The 23,187-nt window shown below is 54.2% G+C and carries 21 protein-coding genes and 1 tRNA gene; 7 read left to right on the top strand and 15 right to left on the bottom strand.

Annotated elements, in window-relative coordinates:
- Positions 1-5 precede the first annotated feature (5 nt).
- Both CPA50_RS11860 and CPA50_RS11855 read right to left on the bottom strand, forming a co-directional pair.
- Positions 6-959, bottom strand: coding sequence for a sulfurtransferase (locus tag CPA50_RS11860; protein ID WP_096782719.1), 954 nt, complete (start codon positions 957-959; stop codon positions 6-8).
- 164 nt (positions 960-1,123) lie between these two features.
- The gene (locus tag CPA50_RS11855; protein WP_096782718.1) at positions 1,124-1,747 is read right to left on the bottom strand and encodes a YbhB/YbcL family Raf kinase inhibitor-like protein; all 624 of its coding nucleotides are present in this window, start codon (positions 1,745-1,747) and stop codon (positions 1,124-1,126) included.
- Between the two features lie 152 nt (positions 1,748-1,899).
- On the opposite strand from CPA50_RS11855, the gene CPA50_RS11850 reads away from it, so the two are divergent.
- Entirely contained in the window at positions 1,900-2,232 is a 333-nt protein-coding gene (locus tag CPA50_RS11850; RefSeq protein WP_096782717.1) for an ankyrin repeat domain-containing protein, read from the top strand.
- A 25-nt stretch (positions 2,233-2,257) separates the two neighbouring features.
- Positions 2,258-2,998 carry a spermidine synthase gene (locus CPA50_RS11845; protein ID WP_096782716.1) on the top strand — a complete coding sequence of 247 codons (741 nt, stop codon included), beginning with the start codon at positions 2,258-2,260 and terminating at the stop codon, positions 2,996-2,998.
- Between the two features lie 24 nt (positions 2,999-3,022).
- Here CPA50_RS11845 and CPA50_RS11840 read toward each other — a convergent pair whose 3' ends face one another.
- Positions 3,023-3,583, bottom strand: coding sequence for a TIGR00730 family Rossman fold protein (locus CPA50_RS11840; protein ID WP_096782715.1), 561 nt, complete (start codon positions 3,581-3,583; stop codon positions 3,023-3,025).
- A 185-nt stretch (positions 3,584-3,768) separates the two neighbouring features.
- Here CPA50_RS11840 and CPA50_RS11835 point away from each other — a divergent pair, with 185 nt between their 5' ends.
- Positions 3,769-5,079 (top strand): NAD(P)/FAD-dependent oxidoreductase, encoded by a 1,311-nt coding sequence (locus CPA50_RS11835; protein WP_096782714.1) that lies wholly within the window; start codon positions 3,769-3,771, stop codon positions 5,077-5,079.
- Positions 5,080-5,083: 4 nt separating this feature from the next.
- Here the strand turns inward: CPA50_RS11835 and CPA50_RS19940 are convergent, their stop codons facing one another.
- The 10 genes from CPA50_RS19940 to CPA50_RS11790 form a co-directional block, all read right to left on the bottom strand.
- Positions 5,084-5,230 carry a hypothetical protein gene (locus CPA50_RS19940; RefSeq protein ID WP_227519646.1) on the bottom strand — a complete coding sequence of 49 codons (147 nt, stop codon included), beginning with the start codon at positions 5,228-5,230 and terminating at the stop codon, positions 5,084-5,086.
- A 16-nt stretch (positions 5,231-5,246) separates the two neighbouring features.
- Entirely contained in the window at positions 5,247-5,669 is a 423-nt protein-coding gene (locus CPA50_RS11830) for a class I SAM-dependent methyltransferase (RefSeq protein ID WP_096782713.1), read from the bottom strand.
- 90 nt (positions 5,670-5,759) lie between these two features.
- Positions 5,760-7,313 carry a methyl-accepting chemotaxis protein gene (locus CPA50_RS11825; RefSeq protein ID WP_096782712.1) on the bottom strand — a complete coding sequence of 518 codons (1,554 nt, stop codon included), beginning with the start codon at positions 7,311-7,313 and terminating at the stop codon, positions 5,760-5,762.
- 115 nt (positions 7,314-7,428) lie between these two features.
- Positions 7,429-9,405: a diguanylate cyclase domain-containing protein gene (locus tag CPA50_RS11820; RefSeq protein WP_096782711.1), complete on the bottom strand. Its 1,977-nt coding sequence runs from the start codon at positions 9,403-9,405 to the stop codon at positions 7,429-7,431.
- A gap of 62 nt (positions 9,406-9,467) precedes the next feature.
- Positions 9,468-10,799 carry an HD-GYP domain-containing protein gene (locus CPA50_RS11815; protein WP_096782710.1) on the bottom strand — a complete coding sequence of 444 codons (1,332 nt, stop codon included), beginning with the start codon at positions 10,797-10,799 and terminating at the stop codon, positions 9,468-9,470.
- 105 nt (positions 10,800-10,904) lie between these two features.
- Positions 10,905-11,135 (bottom strand): formate dehydrogenase subunit delta, encoded by a 231-nt coding sequence (locus CPA50_RS11810; protein WP_096782709.1) that lies wholly within the window; start codon positions 11,133-11,135, stop codon positions 10,905-10,907.
- Positions 11,135-11,956 (bottom strand): formate dehydrogenase accessory sulfurtransferase FdhD, encoded by an 822-nt coding sequence (fdhD, locus tag CPA50_RS11805; RefSeq protein ID WP_227519617.1) that lies wholly within the window; start codon positions 11,954-11,956, stop codon positions 11,135-11,137. The genes CPA50_RS11810 and fdhD overlap by 1 nt, the downstream gene beginning before the upstream one ends.
- Before the next feature lie 16 nt (positions 11,957-11,972).
- A complete protein-coding gene (fdhF, locus tag CPA50_RS11800) occupies positions 11,973-14,894 on the bottom strand; it encodes a formate dehydrogenase subunit alpha (protein WP_096782707.1) in 2,922 nt (973 codons plus the stop codon).
- 1 nt (position 14,895) lies between these two features.
- Positions 14,896-16,455: a formate dehydrogenase beta subunit gene (locus tag CPA50_RS11795; protein WP_096782706.1), complete on the bottom strand. Its 1,560-nt coding sequence runs from the start codon at positions 16,453-16,455 to the stop codon at positions 14,896-14,898.
- A gap of 17 nt (positions 16,456-16,472) precedes the next feature.
- Positions 16,473-17,009 carry a formate dehydrogenase subunit gamma gene (locus tag CPA50_RS11790; RefSeq protein ID WP_096782705.1) on the bottom strand — a complete coding sequence of 179 codons (537 nt, stop codon included), beginning with the start codon at positions 17,007-17,009 and terminating at the stop codon, positions 16,473-16,475.
- Positions 17,010-17,104: 95 nt separating this feature from the next.
- Between CPA50_RS11790 and CPA50_RS11785 the strand changes: the two genes are divergently transcribed.
- Positions 17,105-18,181 (top strand): substrate-binding domain-containing protein, encoded by a 1,077-nt coding sequence (locus tag CPA50_RS11785; RefSeq protein ID WP_096782704.1) that lies wholly within the window; start codon positions 17,105-17,107, stop codon positions 18,179-18,181.
- A 7-nt stretch (positions 18,182-18,188) separates the two neighbouring features.
- Here CPA50_RS11785 and CPA50_RS11780 read toward each other — a convergent pair whose 3' ends face one another.
- Positions 18,189-19,853 carry an OFA family MFS transporter gene (locus CPA50_RS11780; protein WP_096782703.1) on the bottom strand — a complete coding sequence of 555 codons (1,665 nt, stop codon included), beginning with the start codon at positions 19,851-19,853 and terminating at the stop codon, positions 18,189-18,191.
- 250 nt (positions 19,854-20,103) lie between these two features.
- Positions 20,104-20,177 (bottom strand) — tRNA-Gly (locus CPA50_RS11775).
- Positions 20,178-20,250: 73 nt separating this feature from the next.
- Here CPA50_RS11775 and CPA50_RS11770 point away from each other — a divergent pair.
- The 3 genes from CPA50_RS11770 to CPA50_RS11760 all read left to right on the top strand — a co-directional run bounded on the left by CPA50_RS11770 (position 20,251) and on the right by CPA50_RS11760 (position 23,128).
- Positions 20,251-21,975, top strand: coding sequence for a potassium/proton antiporter (locus CPA50_RS11770; protein ID WP_096782702.1), 1,725 nt, complete (start codon positions 20,251-20,253; stop codon positions 21,973-21,975).
- 108 nt (positions 21,976-22,083) lie between these two features.
- A complete protein-coding gene (locus CPA50_RS11765; RefSeq protein ID WP_096782701.1) occupies positions 22,084-22,644 on the top strand; it encodes a L,D-transpeptidase family protein in 561 nt (186 codons plus the stop codon).
- A 202-nt stretch (positions 22,645-22,846) separates the two neighbouring features.
- Positions 22,847-23,128, top strand: coding sequence for an Lpp/OprI family alanine-zipper lipoprotein (locus CPA50_RS11760; protein WP_096782700.1), 282 nt, complete (start codon positions 22,847-22,849; stop codon positions 23,126-23,128).
- The last annotated feature ends 59 nt before the right edge of the window (positions 23,129-23,187 follow it).

Here is a 23,187-nt window from a genome sequence, read left to right as displayed (position 1 = left end):
TGTACTCAGTTAAAGAAATCGAGAAGTTTTCCAAGGCCGCGTTTGGCAACCTGCATAGGGCGATCGCTGTCCTGGCTCCATTCCGACATGGAACCATCGTACAGCGCAACTTCGCTGAAGCCCGCCAGTTCACTCAATACAAACCAGTCGGTAGCAGCCCAGTGGCCAGTGTTGCAGAAAGCGATGGTGCGGCTGTTGGCGTTCAGATTCGCCCGTTCAACACTCTCAGTAATACTGTCTTCATTGAGATACCACACATCGGATACCTCACTGACAAACTGATAATGGGGCAGGTTAAAAGAGCCGGGAATGGTACCGGGTGCCTTGGCTGCCGGTGAGGCCGTCTCACCACGGAAGTAATCCTCCGGGCGGGCATCGACCAGTTGCCCCTGATTCTCCCGGGCATGCTCTACTTCATCAAGGGACGCGATCAGCTCTTCCTGCACGGAACCTTTGAAATCAGCAAACGGGCGATCTGCACCTTCACCGCTGGCCACTTCATACCCTTCTGCCTGCCAGCCGGCAAAACCACCATTCAGAATGGTAACTTCATCATGCCCCAGCACACGGAACGTCCAGAAGACCCGCGCCGCACTGCCAAAATCGGTGGCACCAGTTCCTGCCGGAACAATCACCACAGTAGCTTCGTTACCAATACCCAGACCGCCGATCAGCCGTTCCATACTCTTTACCGGAGGCAAGACACCCTGAACACCATCGCGGCTTTCGCGCCAGCCATCGTCTGTATAGCTGCTGTAAACCGAGCCGGGGATATGGGCTTTCTGGAAACTGCTTCGATCACCGCCATTATCGATACCGGATCTCACATCCAGAACCACAATATTGTCCTGACCAAGGTGGGATTTCAGCCAGACGGCATCAACCAGAGGTGGTGTATCTGTGCCGGCCGTTGCCAGTGAACTGGCCAGAAGCAGGATAACGATGAAAAGGCGGCCCATGCGGTTTTCTCCATAACGGATGAATTCATGGGCGCCATTATGGACCTGCAAAAAGTGAATTTACAGATCTACTATTATTCTATTTTTGAATATCAAAAGATCCCGGGGACAGGTGGCACCCACTCCGGAGCACCGCCCGAGCCCGTCTTTACCGCAACCTGCTGCTAGCGCAACTCCGGATTCAGTGTATAGGTTCCTGTCACCCTGGCACTGGCCAGAATATGGCCTGCCATGGCGTTGCGCACCGCTTCACCATCAAACTCTCCGGACAGCCCCAGGGACTCAACATCCAGTGCATGCACTTCATAATGATAGTGGTGCAGAAGCTCATCGTTCCAGGGCGGGCAGGGGCCGTCGTAGCCACCGTAGGTACCTGCCATATCCGGGTTTCCAGCCAGAAACTGAGTGAAGTTGTTCACCCCGCGCAGGCCTATCGGGCCGGCACCTGTGTCTTTGCCTTTAGGCGTTACACCATCACTGTCTTCACCCTCGGGAATACGGCTGACACCGGCGGGAATATCCACCAGCAACCAGTGGAAAAAGTCCACCCGCGGAATATCTTTCGAAATCGTTTTACCTTCCTGATTCGCATCGTCCGCAATACTGGGCACATCCGGATCAAACATCATCACCACAAAGCTTTTTGTGCCCTTCGGCGCGCCTTCCCAGGACATCCCGGGGTTGCGATTAGGGCCAAAACTCATATGATCTTCCGGATTGAACACGCCGAACGCGAATATCTCCGGGACCGGCTTGCCCTCTTCAATACCCTCAACGTTCAGTTTCATGGTGCTTTCTCCTGTCGTTTAATGCAGTTAATAACTGAGATCTGAGTCAGTGATTGTGCCAGAGACAGATCCATTCTGTGATAAAACCTTGTATCAGCGGTATCGTACGTATGTCCAACCGACCATTCAGCAACACTTATAACGGAGACCAGATGAACGAGCAAAAACCCGGCCAGCCGCAATCGCCAGAGAACAAGATGGACGAAGACGCCATCGCCTTCGCCCAGGGCATTTTTGAGCTGGCACGAAACGGCGGCGCCGGACCACTGAGCGTAATGCTGGATGCAGGCGTCCCGGTGAACATGCGCACCAGCAACGGCGAAAGCCTTCTGATGCTCGCGGCCCGCAACGGCCATGCAGATACGGTACAACTTCTGCTGGAAAAAGGCGCCAACCCGGCACTGCAGAACGCAGATGGCGAAACCGCACTAAGCCTCGCCCGCACGGCTGGAGCCAAAGACGTTATCAAACACCTGGATCGCTAACCCCGACTTCCTCAAAGAGCACCGCATGTTCAATAAAGGCGAGATTATTCACCACAGCCGGGACAAAATCGGCAGCATTCTGGTGATCGACTACCGTAAACACCGGGTACTGACCTTCAATTCAGTGTTTGAACAAAGCAAGATCGACCGGCGATACCCCCACCTTCCCGTGCACGAATACAACCGTGCCATGCTGTTGCCGGCTGCCTTTATCAACCCCCGCCACGTAACCATACTGGGGCTCGGCGGCGGAGTGATGGCCAACGCGTTCCATCACCTTTATCCGGAATGCAGGGTTCACGCGGTTGAACTGCGACAAGCAGTGTTGGATGTGGCCAGGGAATACTTCGGTTTACCGGATAGTGACCGCCTGAGCGTCACCATTGCCGATGCCCGAAACGCCCTGAACGATCTGCCTGATGCCAGCACCGACATGATCCTGTCCGACCTGTACAACGCAGACCGCATGAGCCCCGCCCAGGCGCAGCGCCAGTTTGTAGAAAGCTGCAGCCGGGTGCTGAGCCCCAGCGGCTGGCTGGTTCTGAATTACCACAGAGCACCCGACGCAGAAGGGCCTTATTTTCGCCAGTTGAGGAAACACTTTGCAGCGCTGCTGGTATTCAAAAGCAAAACCAACAACACCATTGTTTACGCCAGCAAAAAGCCCTTCGAGCCAATGCACCCGAAAGACCCTTTACTTTCCAGCCTCGAAAAACGCTTGCCGATCGACTGGAGCCGGCTAATGAGCAGAGTCAGCCGGCTTTGAGAACATTCATGACGCTGGCGCCGCTCAGGTCCACTTTTCCCGGGGGGGAACGTACGATCTGAAGCCATCAAGCAGTTCCGAAGGGGATTGCGCCAGCACGATCATGTCGAGATAGCGTTGCTTGACAAACCCTGCAGCCACCATGGATTTAATCATCTCCAGCAACGAGTTGTAGAACCCGTCCACGTTATAGAACGCACAAGGTTTTTTGTGGAAACCGAGCTGCGCCCATGTCCAGACTTCGAAAATTTCCTCCAACGTGCCTATTCCGCCTGGCAAGGCTACAAAGCCATCGGCTAACTCCGCCATTTTAGCTTTACGCTCATGCATATCGTTCACAACAAAAAGCTCAGTAAGCCCCGGGTGTGCTAATTCCCGGTTCACCAGATGCTCGGGAATAACACCATAAACCTTGCCGCCGCTGGCCAGCACTGCATCGGCGGTAATACCCATAAGGCCCACATGCCCACCACCAAACACCAGGTCTATCCCGTTACTACCGAAGAACTGGCCCAGCTCTCTGGCTTTTTCAGCGTATAGCGGCTCATTTCCAGAGCGGGAACCACAGTAGACTGCTATTTTCATGCTTTCCTGTCTCTTGCTATATGTCCAATAGTAGATAGGCATTCCGACTAATTGTGCCGACTGCCTGGAGCGCGTTATCATTCCGGCAACATTAGTATCCTACCTTGTAACCAGGCCCCAGTGACGACAGCCAAGCGTTTTTTTGAAAGAGTGCTTGGCTCTCTTTACTTACAGGGCTTATTACTATGGAAAACCTTCATCATATCGTGGTGGTCGGGGGCGGTGCCGGTGGTCTTGAACTGGTTACCAGCCTTGGCAGAAAACTCGGCAAAAAAGGCAAAGCCCGCATTACCCTCGTTGACGCCGGGCTGACCCATGTCTGGAAGCCTCTGCTACACGAAGTTGCATCCGGCTCTCTGGATGCCAGCACCAATGAAATCAATTACCGTGCCCACGCCCGCAAACACCATTACGAATTCCAGCTTGGGCGCATGAGTGGCCTGAGCCGGGAGACCAAAGAACTGGTGATAGCACCCTTCCTTGATGAAGACGGTAAAGAAGTTGTACCTGAACGCCGCCTGAAATACGACACGCTGGTTATTGCCGTGGGCAGTACCGCCAACGATTTTGGCACCCCGGGCGCACAGGAGAACTGCCTGTTCCTGGATAGCCTGAAACAGGCTCAACGTTTTCACCACCTGCTGCTAAACGCCTTCCTGCGCAAAAACCACGAAGGCCAGCAAGGCCAGGATCACACACTGAATATCAGCATAATCGGGGCAGGTGCCACGGGTGTTGAGCTTGCAGCAGAGCTGCGCCTGGCTTCGCGGGAATTGCCGGTGTACGGCATGAACCACCTGAAAGCCTCTGATATATCCATCACAGTCATTGAGGCCGCCGACAGGATTCTGCCTGCGCTGCCGGGCAGGCTTTCGGCAGCCGCCACCAAAGAACTGGAACACCAGCACGTAAAAGTACTGAACGGCCAGCCTGTGAGCGAGATTCGCCCCGACGCAGTAATACTGAAAGACGGCACTGAACTGGCATCGGAAATGACCATATGGGCCGCTGGCATTAAAGCTCCTGCATTCCTGGCAAACCTGGATGGACTGGAATCCAATCGTGGCAACCAGCTGGTTGTACACCAAACACTCCAGACTACTCAGGATACAGATATATTCGCTTTCGGCGACTGCGCCGCCTGCCCGCAACCGGATTCTGACCGCCCTGTAGCTCCCCGCGCCCAGGCAGCACACCAGCAAGCCGACACCCTGTTCAAAACCCTGTGCAACAGACTGGAAGGCAAAGACGCCGTACCCTTTGTGTACAACGACTATGGCTCCCTGATCAACTTCAGCCGCTACACCACCGTAGGCAACCTGATGGGCAACCTCTCGGGCCGCAGCATGTACATCGAAGGCAAGGTGGCCCGCCTGTTCTATGTATCGCTGTACCGGATGCACCAGGTAGCGCTACACGGTTTTCTCCGCACCGGCCTGATCTGGTTCATGGATAAAATAAGCCGGGCGATGCAGCCGAGGTTGAAGTTGCATTGAGAGGCTAAACGCAAGCCTTCCAGAGGAGGTGTAACTGCATGGCTCTGGTAATCCATTTGCGGTAGTAGGTAAACGGGGCAGCCTTTTTGTTAAATAACTTATTCTCCCGCACGAATAGGTGGATCGTCAGGCCTAGTTCCTTGTGATGAATTAGCTCCCGGCCACGTTTACTCTCGGGTGTTGTCGCACTTCTGGAAAACCCCGTTTAACCAATACTCATCCCGCCCCGGCCTGCGATCAGCGGTTTGCCAGATCGCAGTCTTCCCTACCTTGTGTAAGGCGCTGGCCCAGATGCCATCGTAGGTCTGATACTCACTTACCTGATCAAAGGTGCGAACAGAAACAGGATGGCTTATGGCGCGGGATGCAAGGCCGGCCAGTTTGTCGGAGGCATCAAAGGCAGTAACACGATAACCCCGAGCCAGAAACTCACGGGAATCGCGGCCGGAGCCGCAACCAGCGTCAAGAATGTGGGCGTTTTCGGGCAAATGCGGCAAAAAAGAATCGTACAGCGCAGACATATCCACATAGAGGGTTTCATCCAGAAACGCCTGCGCATGCTCGTTGTAGTAGGCAACCGATTGACTCATGCCGGCAAGCACTCTTTTATTATCGACAGAGCACAATATAAGCAACTGTTTTACAAATACAAACCGTTATGGAGCCTGTTACCCGCCAGCCTATTTGAATCTCACTACTAGCTCGTGCAGTTCCCCGGCTATGTTTTCCATCTGCTGAACCTGGTTTATCGCCAGTTCTCCCTTGTGCAGGCTATCGGAGCCCAGGCTGGAGATGTGTTCAACCTGCTCATTTATCTGGTCAAATACCTGAGCCTGCTCTTCTACAGCAGCCGCCATATGGATAGACATTTCAGCAATTGTACTAACCGATCCGGCTATCTGCCCCAGCGTGGTTTCGGCTTCAAGCATATGCGTAAGCCCGCTGTCGGCCGACTTTCTACCCTCATCGGTCGCCTGCACAGAGGCAGATGTCCGGGATAGCAGGGCACCGATAATGCTGTGAATTTCCTGCGTTGAATCCTGTGTCCGTTTTGCAAGGCCCCGCACTTCATCCGCAACAACGGCAAACCCACGGCCATGCTCCCCGGCCCGGGCTGCTTCAATCGCCGCATTCAGCGCCAGCAGATTTGTCTGCCCTGCAATTTCTTCAATGATCTTGGTCGCGTTCGCAATTTTCTGGCTTTCAGACGCAAGCTCGCCGACGGATTCGCTGATGCTGTGTACGCTTGTTTGCAGACCCTCAATTACTTTTCGGGTTGTTCCGATAACAGCCATGCCGCTGTCCGCCAGCTCACGGGATTCTTCAGCTTTGTGAGCGGTATTCTGGACGTTGGAAGACACCTCGGTAATAGTCTGGGATACCTCATTCACTGAAGCAGCTACATTGCCAATTTCGGCCTGCTGCTTCCGGAGGGCTTCATGGGATTCGTAGGTAACTTCAAGTCCTTGCATGGCTCCAGCTTTGACCTGCCCGGCAGAATCTTCAAGCCTTGTGAGAACAGCATCGAGGTGCGCTTTCTGAGCCAGTATGGCAACCTTCATTCGCCCCAGCCCGAGATCATCGTCAGTGTAACTCTGCGCTGCGAGATCGTCGGTAAAGCTCTTTTCAAGCAGTTGCATTACCGAGCTGATCAGCCGGCGGCGCGAACGGTGTATCCAGACAATGTAAGCGGCAACGCCAAGCACCAACGTAGCCTGGGCCAGTAAGTCCTGGCCAAGGTAGTACATAAGCACAGTCAGGATTACAGCCGCCGTCAGAAACAGTGCCTCTGCCGGGAACCTGCGAAGCAGAGCAGTATCTGAGCCGCCCTGACGAATCCTTGCGTATTGTTTTTCTGCTCGCCGGATGTTTTCTCTGGTAGGGCAGGAGCGAACCGATTCATAACCAACAACCACCCCTTTTTCGGTGACAGGCGTTATGTAGGCGCTGACCCAGTAAAAATCACCATTTTTACGGCGATTTTTAACCATTCCCATCCAGGGGGTGCCTGCTTTGAGGTGAGACCACATGTTTTCGTATGCGGCCGGAGGCATATCGGGGTGGCGAACAATGTTGTGAGGCTGACCAAAAAGTTCTTCCCGCGTAAACCCGCTGACATCTACAAACGCCTGATTGCAGTGGCGTATGGTACCGTTCAGGTCTGTCGACGAAATGAGCTTTTGCGACTCCGGGAAGGTGTACTCAGTATCCGTTACCGGTAGGTTTTTTCTCACATCGACGCCTCGTTATAATCAGAAGAATCGATCTAATCTGGCACAGGATGGTCGGTGTGTGAATCATTTCCGCTTAACGTATTGTATCTGTAAAAATGAACAACCATTCATATTTTCAATGACTTACGTTACCTGGAACATCAGCAGGCTGATGTTTCTCCTTGATAACAAAACGGTTTTTGCCCTCTCGTTTAGCCTCATACATAGCTGCATCAGCATCCTGCATAAGGCCTTCGCTGGTAATACCCGCACCGCGGGCAACAACGATACCAATGCTCACACCCACACGTGCTTCGCCTTCAGGCAACACAACAGGTGCACCAACGGCCCGAATAATTTTTTCAGCTACGACTGCAGCATTTTCCGATGCAGAGACTTCTGTCAGCAGTACAATAAACTCATCCCCGCCCATACGCACGACCATATCGGTTTCGCGAACGCAGCCCTGCAACCTGGCAGCTATTTCCTTTAACAGCACGTCACCAGCATCGTGGCCATAGGTGTCATTAACCGCTTTGAAGTTATCAAGATCAAGGAACATAAGCCCCAGATAACAGGAATGGCGAGTTGAGAGCTCAATCGCCAGTTGCATACGATCTTCCAGACCCCGCCGGTTGGGCAAGCCTGTCAAAGTATCCTGGTAGGCAAGCGTGTGGATTTTTTCCTGGTACTGTTTGGTCTCGGAAAAATCCTGGAATGAGATCACCACACCTTCATCTCCAGTGTCACTGGTTAAAGGCGCCGCGTTCAGGGTCACGGGGATGGTCACATTGTCTTTACGGCGGAACTCTTCATTTTTACTGCGATAGAGTTCGCGCGTCTTCATCACATTAAGGATAGAGCAACCGGTTTCACTACCCTCATGAATATGAAATATATGATGCCCTTTTTTAGCAACTACCTCGTCAAAACCCCAACCCAGAATGCGCTCGGCCTCAGGGTTGATGTAGGTAACTATGCCATCTTTATCCATCACAATCAGGCCATCTCCCAACACACTGGAAATTTTCCAGAACCGCTTGGCCTGTTGACTTTTTTCGCGCCTAAGCTGGCGCCGCTTATGGCGGGAAAACTGGAAATAGAACACGGCCACCAGCACCATCACCACGCCAGCCAGGTATAGGCTCCAAACCCATGGGTTCAAAAAAATGGCCGTTGTTGGTAGTGAGTTACGAGGTATAAAAGAAACAGCTTTCCAGACGTAATCCCCGCCAACTGCCGACGAATTCATGCGTTGCAGCGGCCTGACGGATTCAAACACGAACAGACCTTCCTGCGTGTCAACATAACCATCGTCGCTTTGTGCGATCTGCTGCCATGCCTGCGGATACTCACGTTTGAAAGCCGGCGGCAGGCCAAACATAAAACCCCACTCATTATTTCTATCGGGCCCGGAAAGAATATCGCCGTCACTGTTGAGCAGAAATGCAGGGTAGGTGTCAGTCATACTCAGCCTGAAGGTGTCCAGCAGAGCCTGCCCTTTCATATTGAGAATAACGACACCCTGATTCGGGCCAGTGCTGTCTGAAACCCTCACACCAAGGCGGATCATCGGAAGGTAGGGAATATCGACCTTGCCATTTTCGACATTCAGGTCCAGAGGAGAGACGTACACTTCGTTCTCTGGAAGCCCCCAGGTATTAATGAAGTAATACCGGTCGCCTTTTGGCTGTAAGGCGCTATCGCGTTTAGTGACGCTGCGCCCGAATGAATTCTCAAGCCGCACCAGCTCCATGCCCGCACTGTCAAGAAAGCGCAGCTGGCTGTATATCGGTTTCTGCTCAAGTTGTGCCCGGAAAACCTGCTGTAACCACTGCTTCTCTGGCTCTGTTCTTTGCCGGTTAAACTGTTCGGTAGCGGGTAGTTTGGATATCGCCAGAAGGTCGTTAGCGGTGTAGTCAAAAATCTGCTCCAGCAGCCCCGAAGTCAGTTTGGCTTTCGCCAGTTCAGCAGTTTTTATATCCGCAACCTGCCGGCCTGCCTGATAACTCAGGGCGCTATAAACAATAACTGTAAACACGAATACACAAAGCAAGCCTGCGATCAGGGCTGGCTTGATATACTCCCGTTCCTGCAAACGAAGATCAGACATGTGTACCAGATGTTTAATTTCAGAAAAAGCGTAACAACGGCGCGAAGAGAACCCGCTGGCGATTATTCTATATCAAGCCCGGGCAGAGGCGCTGTTACGATTAAACCATCTTTCACATAGTCTTTCAGAATAATACCGTAAGTCCCGTCCGGCACCTCTCTGGAGATTTGATAAACCACCCCGTTATCATCTTCCGGAGCTTCCCTTAAATCCAGAACGCTGAAGGAGGGTGTTGGTGATTTATTCGCGTCCCGAACCATCAACACCTTCGGTTTAAGCCTGTGGTTCTCAAAGCTCTCAACTACGATCCCCACGTGACCGTTCTGCATTTCCACAATGGACCCCGGCGGGTAAATGCCCACCATCCGGATAAATGCATCAGCCAACTCAGTATCAAACTGGGTGCCACGATTTTTGTGAATGATCTCCAGAGCCTGCATGGACGCAGAGGCTTTTTGATAAGCACGTTTGCTGGTAATCGCGTCGTAGGTGTCCACCAACGAGATAATCTTCGCAAAGTAGGGTATTTTTTCAGCCGGAAGCCTTCGGGGATAACCCATCCCATCAATCCGCTCGTGGTGGGAAAACGCCACATCTATGGCGGTTTTCAGGGGAGCGCCGGTGCTGATAAGAATGGTGCGCCCATGAACCGCATGGTTGCGCATGATGTCGAATTCGTCGTCAGTCAGGCGACCAGGCTTATTCAGAATCTCGTTCGGGATTTTGGTTTTACCCACGTCGTGTAGCAAACCACAAAGAGCCAGATTCTGAATCTCGCCTTTTATCATGCCCAGAGATTTGCCAAAGGCTGCAGCCAGAATGGAGACGTTGATGCAATGCTCGGCGGTGTACTCATCCTGATTCTTGATTTTGGTGAGTAGCATTAACGCATTCTCATTGCGCAGCACGCTCTCTACGCAACTATTAACCACAGCACGGGCGTTGTTTATGTCCAGCGTACGGCTTACACGCAAACCGTTCATGATGGACCGGGCCGTGTCCTGAGCTTCTTCAAACCTCATGATGGCCGTTTGTATCTCACGGCCGACGCTCACCTGGTTTATGTAGGAAACGCGCCTGCGAGGGATGGTGCTGGCCGTAGCGGAGATTGGCGCCTGTGCATACTTCTGGTTATGCCCGGAAACCCTCTTGGGGCGACCTGAACTGGAGACTTTCTCTCCGGGCTGCCTCCGCCTCTCAGCCACGCCCTGTATTACGACGAAGTCGCACTGGCGACGCAACGCATGAACTTCCGACATCTCGTTAATGATGAAGCCCTGAACGAGAAAGTCAGTTTCTTCCCAGGGTCTGTCCAGCCGGATCACGTGCATGCCAATTTCTAGATCGGCGACATCGACCTGGGTTTCAATAAGCTCAACGTACGTGCCGCGCATGCCCAATGCCCATATAGGAGAGTTCCAAGCTTCACTCCACGGGATCTTAACCTAAATAAAACCTACAGCATGTAAACATTGGTTAAACGCGATTGCATCTGGCGTCTATTCAGGTTTGGCCTGTAGCCTGGCAATAGTCAACCGGGCCAGTGCAGACAACTCCGGTGAGGTTCCGTCAGCACAGGCAATGATCTGCTGTTTCATACTGCGGGCCCAGAATTTATGCAGATGGTCGGCAGCTACACCCGCTACCTTGTCGTCATCACCATGGTGCAGGTTGTTGGCGATAATCTGGTCGAGCATTTTGATCAGGTTATTCAATTCCTGGTCCTTCACTAGGCGTTCTCCTGAGCTGTGCAATTTCCACGGGCATAGATTACATGGCGGCCGGGGCGCGCAAAGCCGATAAGATTCATCCCGCTTTTACGGGCCTCCCGGATAGCAAGGGCGGTGGGGGCGGATACCGCCACCAGTGTAGCTATGCCCGCGCTGGCCCCTTTCTGTACCATTTCAAAACTGGCGCGGCTGGAGATCAGTGCAAACCCATCCCTGAAGGCTTGTTCACCATGCTCGCGCAGGCCGGCACCAATCAGCTTGTCCAGTGCGTTGTGCCGGCCAACGTCTTCCCGCGCCAGAACAATCCGGCCCTGGGCATCACACCAGGCCGCGCCATGAGTAGCCCCGGTTTGCGACTGCAACGGCTGATGGCTTTTCAGGTTTTTCAGCGCAGCCTGAACAGCTTCGTCACTCGGTAACGGTTTCTCTGTAACTGGCTCAAGAGCCCGCACCACGCAGGCAAGTGATTCTGTACCGCAGAGCCCGCAACCGGTTCTGCCGGCCATATTGCGGCGCTGCTCCCGCAAGCGCGCATAACAGTCACCGGCAATATGCATGTCCACTTCAATGCCGTCCTCACCCGCGGTTATCCCGATACTGAACAGCTGATCAGGACGCTGCAAAATGCCTTCGCTCAGACTGAAACCCAGAGCGAAATCTCTGAGGTCACAGGGCGAAGCCATCATCACTGCATGGGAAACGCCGTTGTAAATCATGGCAACCGGAACTTCTTCAGCAACCATGTCGTGGGAGCGCGCGCCTTCAATACCACCACACACGTTCACCCACACTTCGCTCAATGGAGGCGGGGAATCAGCCACGGCAGCCGCCTCCTTGCTACTTGAGGGCATTTGCATGGTGATCTTCCCGTTTGTCCATTGCAGGCTTCAGCAAGGCCTGCTGGCGCTTGTCGAAGTCCACAAAGTTAAGCTGCCAGTCCGATGGCTGGGTCACTTTTTCCACCTGTACCGCAGTAACCTTGTATTCAGGGCAGTTGGTGGCCCAGTCAGAGTTGTCGGTGGTGATCACATTAGCGCCGCTGCCCGGGTGGTGGAAGGTGGTATACACCACGCCCGGGAGCATACGGGTACTGATTTTTGCCCGCAGTACCGTGTGGCCCACGCGGCTGCTGATTCCCAGCCAGTCACCGTCTTTCACACCGCGCAGTTCTGCATCACTGGGATGCAGTTCCAGAAGGTCTTCCTCATGCCAGTCACTATTGCTGGTACGACGGGTCTGGGCACCCACATTATACTGAGACAGGATTCGCCCGGTGGTCAGAAGTAGCGGGAAACGCCGGCTCGTGCGCTCTTCTGTAGCCAGATACTCAGTCACCGCAAAGCGGCCTTTGCCAATGGGGAAGTCCAGCGTGTGCATGGTCGGTGTGCCATCCGGATGCTCATCGTTGCACGGCCACTGGATACTGCCCTGCTCCTCCAGTTTGTCGTAGTTCACGCCAGTAAAGGTGGGAGTCAGCTGCGCAATTTCATCCATGATTTCAGACGGGTGGCTGTAATTCATGGGATAGCCAAGAGCATTGGACAGAGCCATGGTCACTTGCCAGTCTTCCATGCCGGCAATGGGCTCCATCACTTTACGTACACGGTTGATGCGACGTTCAGCGTTGGTGAAGGTGCCATTCTTTTCCAGGAAGGTGGAACCAGGCAACAGCACATGGGCGTACTTGGCCGTTTCGTTCAGGAAAATATCCTGCACAATCAGGCAGTCCAGTGACTTGAGGGCTGCTTCAACATGCTGGGTATTAGGGTCTGACTGGGCAATATCCTCACCCTGTACGTAGAGCGCCCGGAAGGTACCGGCAACAGCGGCATCAAACATGTTGGGAATACGCAACCCGGGTTCGTGATCGATTTCCACACCCCAAACCGACTCAAAGCGTGCCCGCACAGCGGGATCATTCACGTGCTGATAGCCAGGCAATTCGTGGGGGAATGAGCCCATGTCGCAGGAGCCCTGAACATTATTCTGGCCCCGCAATGGGTTCACTCCGCCACCTTCACGGCCAATGTTGCCCGTCGCCAGCGCCAGGTTGGCTATACCCATCACCATGGTGGACCCCTGGCTGTGCTCGGTAACACCTAAACCATAGTAGATAGCCCCGTTGTCGGCTCCGGCATATATCCGGGCCGCTTCCCGGACTTTAGCAGCCGGCACGCCGGTGACTTCTTCCATGGCTTCCGGGGAGTTGCGTTCCTCTGCGATGAAGCTGCGCCATGCCTGGTATGCCTTGAGATCACAACGGCTGCTGATGAAGTCGGTATCTTCAAGGCCTTCGGTCACAATGACATGGGCCAGAGCATTGACCATGGCCACGTTGGTGCCGGGGCGTAATGGCAGATGCAGGCCTTCGCCACCATGGGGCGTATTCAGAATGTCGGTGCGACGCGGATCAATCACCACCAGTTTTGCACCCTGGCGCAGGCGCCGGCGCATCAGCGAACCGAATACCGGGTGTGCATCTGTCGGGTTGGCTCCGATCACCATGATGGTGTCGGCTTTCATCACCGAATCGAAAGTCTGGGTACCGGCAGATTCACCCAGAGTGGTTTTCAGGCCATAGCCTGTGGGCGAGTGGCAAACCCTTGCACAGGTATCCGTGTTGTTGTTGCCAAACGCTGCACGGACCAGCTTTTGCACCAGATAGGTTTCTTCGTTGGTACAACGTGAAGATGTAATACCGCCGATGCTTTCCCGTCCGTATTCCGCCTGGATGCCCTTGAGCTTTTTGGCAGAGAATGCCAGGGCCTCATCCCAGGACACCACTTTCCACGGATCGTTTATAGATTCGCGGATCATTGGCTCCTTGATGCGATCCTTGTGCGTAGCGTAACCAAACGCAAACCGGCCTTTTACACAGGAGTGTCCGTGATTGGCTTCGCCGCCCTTATACGGCACCATGCGCACCAGCTGGTCGCCTTTCATTTCAGCTTTGAACGAGCACCCCACACCGCAATAAGCACAGGTTGTCACCACACTATGCTCGGGCTGGCCGGCATCGATCACGGTTTTTTCCATCAGCGTGGACGTAGGGCAGGCCTGCACACAGGCACCACAGGACACACACTCGGAATCCATGAAAGGATCATGCTGGCTGGCAGAAACCACTGAATCAAAGCCGCGACCTTCAATAGTCAGCGCAAAAGTTCCCTGCACCTCTTCACAGGCACGCACACAGCGGGAACACACAATACATTTGCTGGGATCGAAGCTGAAGTAAGGGTTGGAGGCATCAGTTTCAGCGTCCAGGTGATTCTTGCCGTCAAAACCGTAACGCACTTCCCGCAGGCCTACCGCGCCAGCAACATCCTGCAGTTCGCAGTCGCCGTTCGCCGGACAGGTCAGACAATCCAGCGGGTGATCGGAGATGTACAGCTCCATGATGTTACGGCGCAGTTTCGCCAGTTTGCCGGTCTGGGTGGTAACTTCCATACCCTCTGCCACCGGCGTAGTGCAGGACGCCGGATAGCCACGGCGCCCCTCAATTTCTACTGCACAAAGGCGACAGGAACCAAAGGCTTCCAGGTTATCGGTAGCACATAATTTCGGGATATTGATACCTGCCAACGCAGCCGCCCGCAATACAGACGTGCCTTCGGGTACGGTAATGTCTCTGCCATCTACAGAAATGGACACAAGCGTTTCTGAAAGGCGGGCTGGCGTTCCATAGTCCAGATCGGGATTCAATACGCTTTTGCCCGGCTCAAAGGTTTCGGTGCTCGGATCATAATAGTGCAACATATCATGCCTCCACTGGGCGCGGGCTGGCCATCAGGTCTTCAGGGAAATGTTTCATCACGCTCTGCACCGGGAAGGGCGTCATTCCGCCCATAGCGCACAGCGAGCCGTCCACCATGGTTTCGCAAAGCTCTTCCAGCAACACCAGATTGTCATCGCTGTTGTCTCCGGCCCGGATGCGATCAATTACTTCTACACCGCGCACTGAACCAATCCGGCAAGGGGTACATTTGCCACAAGACTCAACAGAGCAGAATTCCATGGCGAACCGGGCCTGCTCACCCATATCCACGGTATCATCAAAGGCCACTACACCCCCGTGGCCAATACCTGCGCCAAGTTTTGCGAAAGCTTCGTAGTCCATTGGCGTATCCCACTGACTTTCCGGCAGATAGGCCATCAGCGGGCCACCCACCTGTACAGCCTTTATGGGCCGGCCGGTGAAGGAACCATCACCGAAGTCTTCCAGCACCTTGCGCAGGGTAACGCCAAAAGCCAGTTCAATCAGGCCGCCCTGCTTGATATTGCCCGCCAACTGAATGGGCAGGGTGCCCAGCGAACGACCCATGCCATAATCTGCATAAACTTTACCGCCGTGGGCCATGATGTATGGCACTGCCGCCAGCGACAGCACGTTGTTTACTACTGTGGGCTGGCCGAAGAGGCCTTTGATGGCAGGCAGCGGCGGTTTGGAACGCACCAGCCCGCGTTTGCCTTCGAGGCTTTCCAGCAGGGAGGTTTCCTCGCCACAAATATAGGCCCCGGCTCCCAGCCGCACTTCCAGGCGGAAGGCGCGCCCATTGCCACAGACATTGTCACCCAGATAACCGTGCTCTTCCGCTCTGCGGATGGCTTCATCCAGCATTTTCTTGGAAAGAAGGTACTCCGAGCGCACATAGATAAAGCCGAGAGTGGCACCCACGGCCAGACCAGCAATGGTCATGCCCTCAATCAGCATATAGGGATCACATTCCATCACCAGACGATCGGCGAAGGTACCCGAATCGCCTTCGTCGGCATTGCAGACCACATATTTTTGCTGGTTGTGGGGTTCGTCCAGCACGGTCTGCCATTTGATACCGGCAGGGAATGCAGCACCACCACGACCACGCAGACCGGAAGTTTTTATTTCATCCACGATCCCCTGGGGTGTCAGCGCCGCCGCGTTCTTCAGCCCGGCAAACCCTCCATGGGCGATATAGTCTTCAATGCACACCGGATCGGTTATGCCAATGCGGGCAAAAGTGAGGCGTTGCTGGCGTTGCAGATAGGGATGCTGAGCGATATCCCCCAGATACAATGAGTGGTCCGGATTACCTTCAAACAATCCGGCTGCCACCAGTTCTTCCACCTGCCCTGGTTCAACAGGACCATAAGCTACGCGACCATAAGGCGTTTGCACCTCAACCAGAGGCTCGAGCCAGAACAGCCCGCGAGAACCGTTTCTTACCAGGTGGATATCCAGGTTCCGGGCTGCCGCCGCAAGCTGCAGCTCTTGTGCCACCCTGTCGGCACCCAGAGAAAGGGCAGTTGTATCGCAGGGCACATAGATTGTTATTGTCATGGATTTTGCTCCTGCTTTCATTTTATCTGGAGGACAGACGTTGTCAGTTTGTCCACCAGCTCATCAAATTTTTGCGGGGTCACCCGGCCAATAATTTCGTTATTCACCCGGATAGACGGGCCGCAGGCGCAGTTGCCCAGACAGTACGCAGGCTCAAGAGTGAACTCGTTATCGCTGGTAGTCTCGTGATAATCCACGCCCAGCTTCTCCTGAACATGGTGCTCAAGCGCTCGACCACCCCGGGCCTGGCAGGCCTCAGCCCGACACACCTCCAGCACGTTACTGCCAGCCGGGTGAGTCCGGAAATGATGGTAAAAGCTGATTACGCCATGAATATCGGCACGGGTCTGCTGCAGCATTTCGGCAATTATGGGGACAGCGCCCTCTGGCACATACCCGATGCGGTCCTGTATTGCGTGCAGAATGGGTAAAAGCGCTCCGGGTTCATGCTGCAGGGCTGCAACTTCCTGACGGATGATGTCAGGGCTCCAGTCGCCGGGAGCGGGCACCGGCATGGCGGCCGTTTTGTGGTCAGCTCTCTCTGACATATGCATATCTATTCCTACCTGTTTTTATTCTGATACAGTAACAACACTCTCAATCAAGCCAAATTAGCACTCCAGACACCACCACGGAAATATGAATCATAATGCATAATAAAAAACTGAACATATCCCCCGCCTGGGTATTTCGCACTGATACCGACGAACTTTTCGAGCCAGTTCTGTTCCGCCTGCTGGAAAGCATCCGCGACACTGGCAAGCTCACCATGGCCGCTACAGCCACCGGCATTTCTTACCGGCATGCCTGGAACCTCCTCAATCGCGGTGCCGATATTCTGGGCCTGCCGCTGGTGGTCATGCGCAAAGGCCATGGCAGCGAGCTTTCAGACCTGGGCGAAAAACTGCTGTGGGCGGAACACCGTGTAAAAGCCCGCCTTGGCCCCCAAATCGACAGCATGACAGCAGAACTCAACGACCAGATTCAGCAGTTGCTGGCTGGCACGCAGCCTACCCTGCGCCTGCATGCAAGCCACGGTTACGCTGTGGCACTACTGCCGGAATTCTCTAAGCAGGTAAGCATCAACCTCCAGTATCGAAATCCGGAAGAGGCACTTTCCGCTCTCAATCGCGGTGAATGTGATGCTGCAAGTTTCCACGTACCCACCTGCCCGGCGCTGGCACAACAAGTCATCGGCCATTACCAGAAGCACCTGAACAACACACACCACCGCCTCATCCGTTTTGTCACCCGACGCGAAGGACTGATGACGCGAATAGGCGAACATGACACCATTCGAACCCTGCAGGATCTGAGCGCCTCCGGCCTAAGCTTTATCAGCCGCGACCGCCACTCCGGCACCCGAATCCTTTTTAACTTTCTGCTAAAGCAGCAGGGCCTCGCCGAGGACAGCGTGAACCGAACCTCCCAGCAGGAGTTCACCCACACCGCCATAGCTGCCTTCGTGGCTTCAGGTATGGCGGAAGTCGGTTTCGGCGTGCAGGCCGCTGCCGAGCAGTTCAATCTGAACTTCACTGAGCTGGCGAGCGAACACTACATGCTGATCTATCGGCAGGATCGCCTGCCCCCCGCAACACTCGGTCACCTGACCGAGCTCCTGAAGTCCCCGACATTGATCGATCGTATTACCAGGGTGCCGGGTTACGAGCCAGACTTCCCCGGCGAGATCACCACGCTTGACGCGCTGACTGCCGGAGAAGCCTGAACATTCATCAAAACAGCGCAGCTGCCTTCGCGATTGCAATGTAGAGCCCGATCAGGAAGGGAATACCTACAGCCAGCCAGGCCAGCACTCCGACTATCCCGAAAGCACCACGGGCTGCAGTCTGGGCATCGGCAGAAGCTCCGTTATCCCGCTGCAGCATACGCTCGCGAGCCAGCTCTTCATCCGTCATGTGCAGAGATGCATCCACAGGCTTGATCAGGCTGTTACAGATAAGCCCCAGAACAAGCAAGCCGGCCATGATGTAAAGCGTGCGGTCGTATACCAGCGCCGGCTCAATTCCCGCCTCCAGCTGCACTTCGCGAATCAGCGCGATAACCACCGGACCGACAAGGCCCGCAGCGGTCCAGGCCGTCAACAGGCGACCATGGATAGCTCCGACCATTTGTGTGCCGAAAATATCAGCGAGATATGCCGGAACAGTTGAAAAACCCCCGCCGTACATACTCATGATCACGCAGATGGAAATCACAAACATGCCCGCCATGCCAAGATGGCCCCAGGTGGGTAGCAGGCAATACATAACAATGCCGAGAACAAAAAATGTCAGGTAGGTATTTTTGCGGCCCAGCTTGTCAGAAAGCGATGCCCAGAACAGCCGGCCAACACTGTTGAAGAGGCTGATCAGTCCAACCAGACCGGCGGCGGCAGCGACTACTGCCGTTTTCTGGGCTGCGGTGAGCTCGGCAGCGGAATCCTTGATCCCCACAAGAGCACCCCCAAAAACATCCTGCAGCATCGGGCTTGCCATTGAGATCACAGCTATCCCGGCCGTTACGTTGAGGAACAGGACACTCCAGATCAGCCAGAACTGTTTGGTTTTCCAGGCACGGTTCAGGTGTACATGTCCATGGGTGATCATGGTATTGGCTTGCGGGCCAGTGGCAGGCTCCCAACCCAGCGGCTTCCAGCCGTTAGGTGGCACCCGGAACCCCAGCGCTCCGGCCATCATCACGAAGAAATAGATAACACCCATGGTCATCAGAGTGCTGGCGACACCTGTGCCACCATCCACTGAATAATGTCCCATCAGCCATACCGCCAGGGGGGCGCCAACCATCGCTCCGCCACCGTATCCCATAATCGCAAACCCGGTAGCCATACCGCGGCGATCCGGGAACCACTTGATCAGCGTTGAAACCGGAGTGATGTAACCCAACCCCTGGCCAATACCACCAAGCACACCGCAGCCCAGATAGAGCAGCCAGAGTTGATGAGTCATTACACCAATGCCGCCCAGTATCAAACCACCGCCCCAGCAGAGCGCAGCAATAGCACCGGCCTTGCGCGGACCCGCATGTTCCAGCCAGGCACCCCACAGCGCGGCAGAAATGCCAAGCATGCCGATGAATATTCCGAAGGTGTAGGTAACGTGGCTGACCGCCCAGTTACAGGAAGTGGTGGTCAGCGCCTGAAAGAAGCTGATATCCGCACAAGCGACCGGATCTGCACCCGACACAAGATTTGCCATTGGCAACCAGAATACCGAGAAGCCATAGGCCATACCGATACACAGGTGTATTGCCAACGCCGCAGTGGGCACCAGCCAGCGGTTAAAACCTGGGCCAGCAACCGTATTTTCCCGATCAAAAAAGCCCGGCTTCGGGTGCGAGGTATCGCCGCTGAACGAGCGGTCTTCGGCTATCCCATCCATAAACAAACCCTTTTGTTCTTGTCATTTTGTTGTTGGTGATAACGAAATTCCGCCTCATTATGGATATTAAATATGCAAAAAATTGCATATTTAATATCATGAAAAACGTGAAATCGTGTGGGGACGATTTGATTAGTTACAATACAAAACATCAACTAGCTAAAGGTATTATGAATTTTTATACCTATATAAAACTCAAGAAACACAGTAACTTGTTTACGGGGCGCGTGATGGGCAAACTTAGGGGACATGGAGCGGGTGATGGGAATCGAACCCACGTGTGCAGCTTGGGAAGCTGCCGTTCTACCATTGAACTACACCCGCCAGAAGGCGTGACTACCCGCGTAATATAAGCGCTTTAGCCGGCTCCCGGCAAGCATTCTCTTACGGAGTTCTGATGGATCCAACGCTCACCCTCGTCGGTGCCCTGATGCTTGTTATCAGCATCGTTTTGAGCCCGCTTTCCAGCCGGGTAGGCATGCCGGTACTGCTACTTTTCCTGGTAGTAGGCATGATGATGGGCAAAGATGGCCCCGGCGGCATTGAGTTCGACGATTTCCAGCTTTCCTTCCTGGTCGCCAACCTGGCGCTGGGCGTTATTCTGCTCGATGGCGGCATGCGCACCCGGGCAGAAACCTTCCGCGTAGGCCTCAAGCCGGCTATGGTGCTCGCAACCGTAGGCGTCGCCATGACGGCATTAGGTGCCGCGTTCGTCGCCTGGCTGGTGTTCGACCTGCACTGGATGACGGCCCTTCTCATTGGCTCAATTATTTCATCAACCGATGCTGCGGCCGTATTTTCGTTACTGCAGGGCCGTGGGCTGCACCTGAATGAACGTGTAAGTGCCACACTTGAAATTGAATCCGGCAGTAACGACCCCATGGCGATTTTCCTGACGCTGATGATGGTCACCCTGATTGCCAGCAATGGCGAACACGTGATTCAGGACTCGCTGATTCTGCTGGTAAAACAATTCAGCATTGGCGGCATTGGCGGCATTATCGGCGGTTTTCTGATTGCAGAGCTGGCCAATCGTATTCGCCTGACTCCGTCTCTGTACCCACTTCTGGTAGTGGCCGCCGGTATTCTGGTCTTTTCCTCCGTCAATGCTCTCGGCGGCAGTGGGTTTCTGGCCATTTACCTGAGCGGTGTTGTAATCGGGAACCGTCAGGTGCGGATGATGCCCATGATTCTTCAGGTCCACGACGGCCTGGCCTGGCTGGCCCAGCTGTGCCTGTTTCTGATTCTCGGCCTGCTGGTCAATCCAACGGACCTGCTCCCCCTTGCAGGAAGCGGCCTGATCCTTGCTCTGGCGCTGATTTTCATCATCCGCCCGCTAACTGTCATGCTCACCGTCTGGCCATTCGGCTTTAACCCCCGGGAACTGGGCTTTATCAGCTGGGTGGGACTAAGGGGGGCCGTACCCATCGTCCTGGCCCTGTTCCCGATCATTGCCGACGTGCCAGAAGCACAGCTCGTATTCCACGCAGCCTTTTTTATCGTCCTGGTTTCTCTGTTGGTTCAGGGCACCACTATTACTCCGCTTGCGCGCCTGCTGCGCCTTGAAATACCGGCAAACGGCGAGCCATATCGCCGCTTGCCGCTGGACACCCCAGCAGCCGGCGATCACGAACTTATGCTTTTCCCCTTGCGGGGGGAAAACTGGGAAACCCCCAAGGCTCTGAGGCAGCTGCGCATTCCTGAAAACACTGCCATTGCAGGAGTATTCCGCAACCGGGTCTGCCTGCAACCCAATGCCGATCTGGAAGTATCCAGTGGCGACATGGTCGCCATCTTTGCCACGCCCAGTGTGTTGAAGGAACTGGGCAAGGCACTGAGCGGCCGCCATACACCGAAATACCTGGCGGAGAGAGCTTTCTTTGGCGACTTTGTACTGAACGGTGACGCGCTGCTCGGTGATGTAGAGCAGTTTTATGACATAGAATTCAATGAGCTGCCTCCAGAGTTGTCACTGGCGGAATGCTTTGCCCGACGCACCAAAGGACATCCGGTCATTGGTGACACCGTGGTACTTGGGCCCGTTACCCTGGTGGCAAGGGCTACTGAGGCAGATCAGGTTACCAAGGTTGGCCTGAAAATGGACAAGTCACAAAATCCTTGATATTCGCACTGGATAGCCATAAAAGTTAACAAAACCCCTTAACATTTCGCTTACTGGTTATGTTATAAACGGTCTTAAGTGAAGATTAATCATTGGTAAGTTAAGGTTATGGCTATTCCCCGTTTATTAATCCTGTGTTTTCTGGCCCTGTTCTTTTCAGCAAGCTTTCCAGCCTATAGCTCGGATTTGCTGGCCAGGGCAGATTCCCGAATGCCAGATGAAGACAGCTCCTCTGAGGAATCGCTGGTAGTCAGCAAGGTACTGGTAAAAAAAGGGCAGCGTCGCCTCTACCTGATGAACGGGGAAGAAGTGATCAGAAGTTACCGTATATCACTCGGTGACAACCCGGAGGGGCACAAGCTCTTTGAGGGCGATCAACGCACGCCAGAAGGGGATTACACACTTGACTGGCGTAATTCAGGCAGTAGTTTCTACAAATCCATTCACATTTCTTACCCCAGCAAAAAAGACCGCGAAATGGCGGAAAACTGGGGTCTGAATCCAGGTGGCAGCATCATGATTCACGGCCTGCCCAATGGCTCTGAAGACATGGCATTCGCCTATACCGGCCTGGACTGGACCAACGGTTGCATTGCAGTCAATAACCAGGAAATGGACGAAATCTGGCAACTGGTCAACGATGGCACCCCCATTCGCATCCTTCCCTGAACGCTTCTCGGTGACACAAGAATTAAGTTGTTGTCATAACCTGAGAAAATTCACGTATACTTAGTTAACATTTCGTCTCAGAGTGTTTTACACTGTTTCTCGACTCCGGTAGTCAACGCCTATCGGGCCGAAGCTGACATGAAGTTGTCTGAACTGACCGTCGGATCAACAGGAAATAACTCGACCAATAAGGGGATTTACAATGCGTAAACTGACGATCGCCGGAATCGCACTGGCTACTGCTCTGACTGCAGGTTGTGCAACTACTGAGCAAGGCGCTCTTGACGAAGCCAATGCAACTGCCAGCTCTGCCGCGCAGACTGCTGACAAAGCAATGAACACCGCTAACAGCGCTGCCAGCTCTGCACGTTCTGCACAGCAAACTGCTGACCAGGCTCTGGCCGCTGCAAAAGCAGCTCAAAAATCTGCTGACGAAGCAAACGAGCGCGCCAAGCGTATGCTCGATCGTGCAAGCATGAAGTAAGATTTAAGCTTAAGCACTGCAAAAAAGGCCGGTACTCCCGGCCTTTTTTTATGGCATCT

Origin of the sequence: Marinobacter sp. ANT_B65 (assembly GCF_002407605.1) — a bacterium.
Lineage (GTDB): Bacteria > Pseudomonadota > Gammaproteobacteria > Pseudomonadales > Oleiphilaceae > Marinobacter.
This window is presented reverse-complemented; position numbering and strand designations above follow the sequence as displayed.

Coding starts and splice junctions, on each gene's coding strand:
- CPA50_RS11860 (WP_096782719.1), bottom strand. CDS start 959: ATGGGCCGCCTTTTCATCGTTATCCTGCTTCTGGCCAGTTCACTGGCA.
- CPA50_RS11855 (WP_096782718.1), bottom strand. CDS start 1,747: ATGAAACTGAACGTTGAGGGTATTGAAGAGGGCAAGCCGGTCCCGGAG.
- CPA50_RS11850 (WP_096782717.1), top strand. CDS start 1,900: ATGAACGAGCAAAAACCCGGCCAGCCGCAATCGCCAGAGAACAAGATG.
- CPA50_RS11845 (WP_096782716.1), top strand. CDS start 2,258: ATGTTCAATAAAGGCGAGATTATTCACCACAGCCGGGACAAAATCGGC.
- CPA50_RS11840 (WP_096782715.1), bottom strand. CDS start 3,583: ATGAAAATAGCAGTCTACTGTGGTTCCCGCTCTGGAAATGAGCCGCTA.
- CPA50_RS11835 (WP_096782714.1), top strand. CDS start 3,769: ATGGAAAACCTTCATCATATCGTGGTGGTCGGGGGCGGTGCCGGTGGT.
- CPA50_RS11830 (WP_096782713.1), bottom strand. CDS start 5,669: ATGAGTCAATCGGTTGCCTACTACAACGAGCATGCGCAGGCGTTTCTG.
- CPA50_RS11820 (WP_096782711.1), bottom strand. CDS start 9,405: ATGTCTGATCTTCGTTTGCAGGAACGGGAGTATATCAAGCCAGCCCTG.
- CPA50_RS11815 (WP_096782710.1), bottom strand. CDS start 10,799: ATGCGCGGCACGTACGTTGAGCTTATTGAAACCCAGGTCGATGTCGCC.
- fdhF (WP_096782707.1), bottom strand. CDS start 14,894: ATGTTGCACTATTATGATCCGAGCACCGAAACCTTTGAGCCGGGCAAA.
- CPA50_RS11795 (WP_096782706.1), bottom strand. CDS start 16,455: ATGACAATAACAATCTATGTGCCCTGCGATACAACTGCCCTTTCTCTG.
- CPA50_RS11790 (WP_096782705.1), bottom strand. CDS start 17,009: ATGCATATGTCAGAGAGAGCTGACCACAAAACGGCCGCCATGCCGGTG.
- CPA50_RS11785 (WP_096782704.1), top strand. CDS start 17,105: ATGCATAATAAAAAACTGAACATATCCCCCGCCTGGGTATTTCGCACT.
- CPA50_RS11780 (WP_096782703.1), bottom strand. CDS start 19,853: ATGGATGGGATAGCCGAAGACCGCTCGTTCAGCGGCGATACCTCGCAC.
- CPA50_RS11770 (WP_096782702.1), top strand. CDS start 20,251: ATGGATCCAACGCTCACCCTCGTCGGTGCCCTGATGCTTGTTATCAGC.
- CPA50_RS11765 (WP_096782701.1), top strand. CDS start 22,084: ATGGCTATTCCCCGTTTATTAATCCTGTGTTTTCTGGCCCTGTTCTTT.
- CPA50_RS11760 (WP_096782700.1), top strand. CDS start 22,847: ATGCGTAAACTGACGATCGCCGGAATCGCACTGGCTACTGCTCTGACT.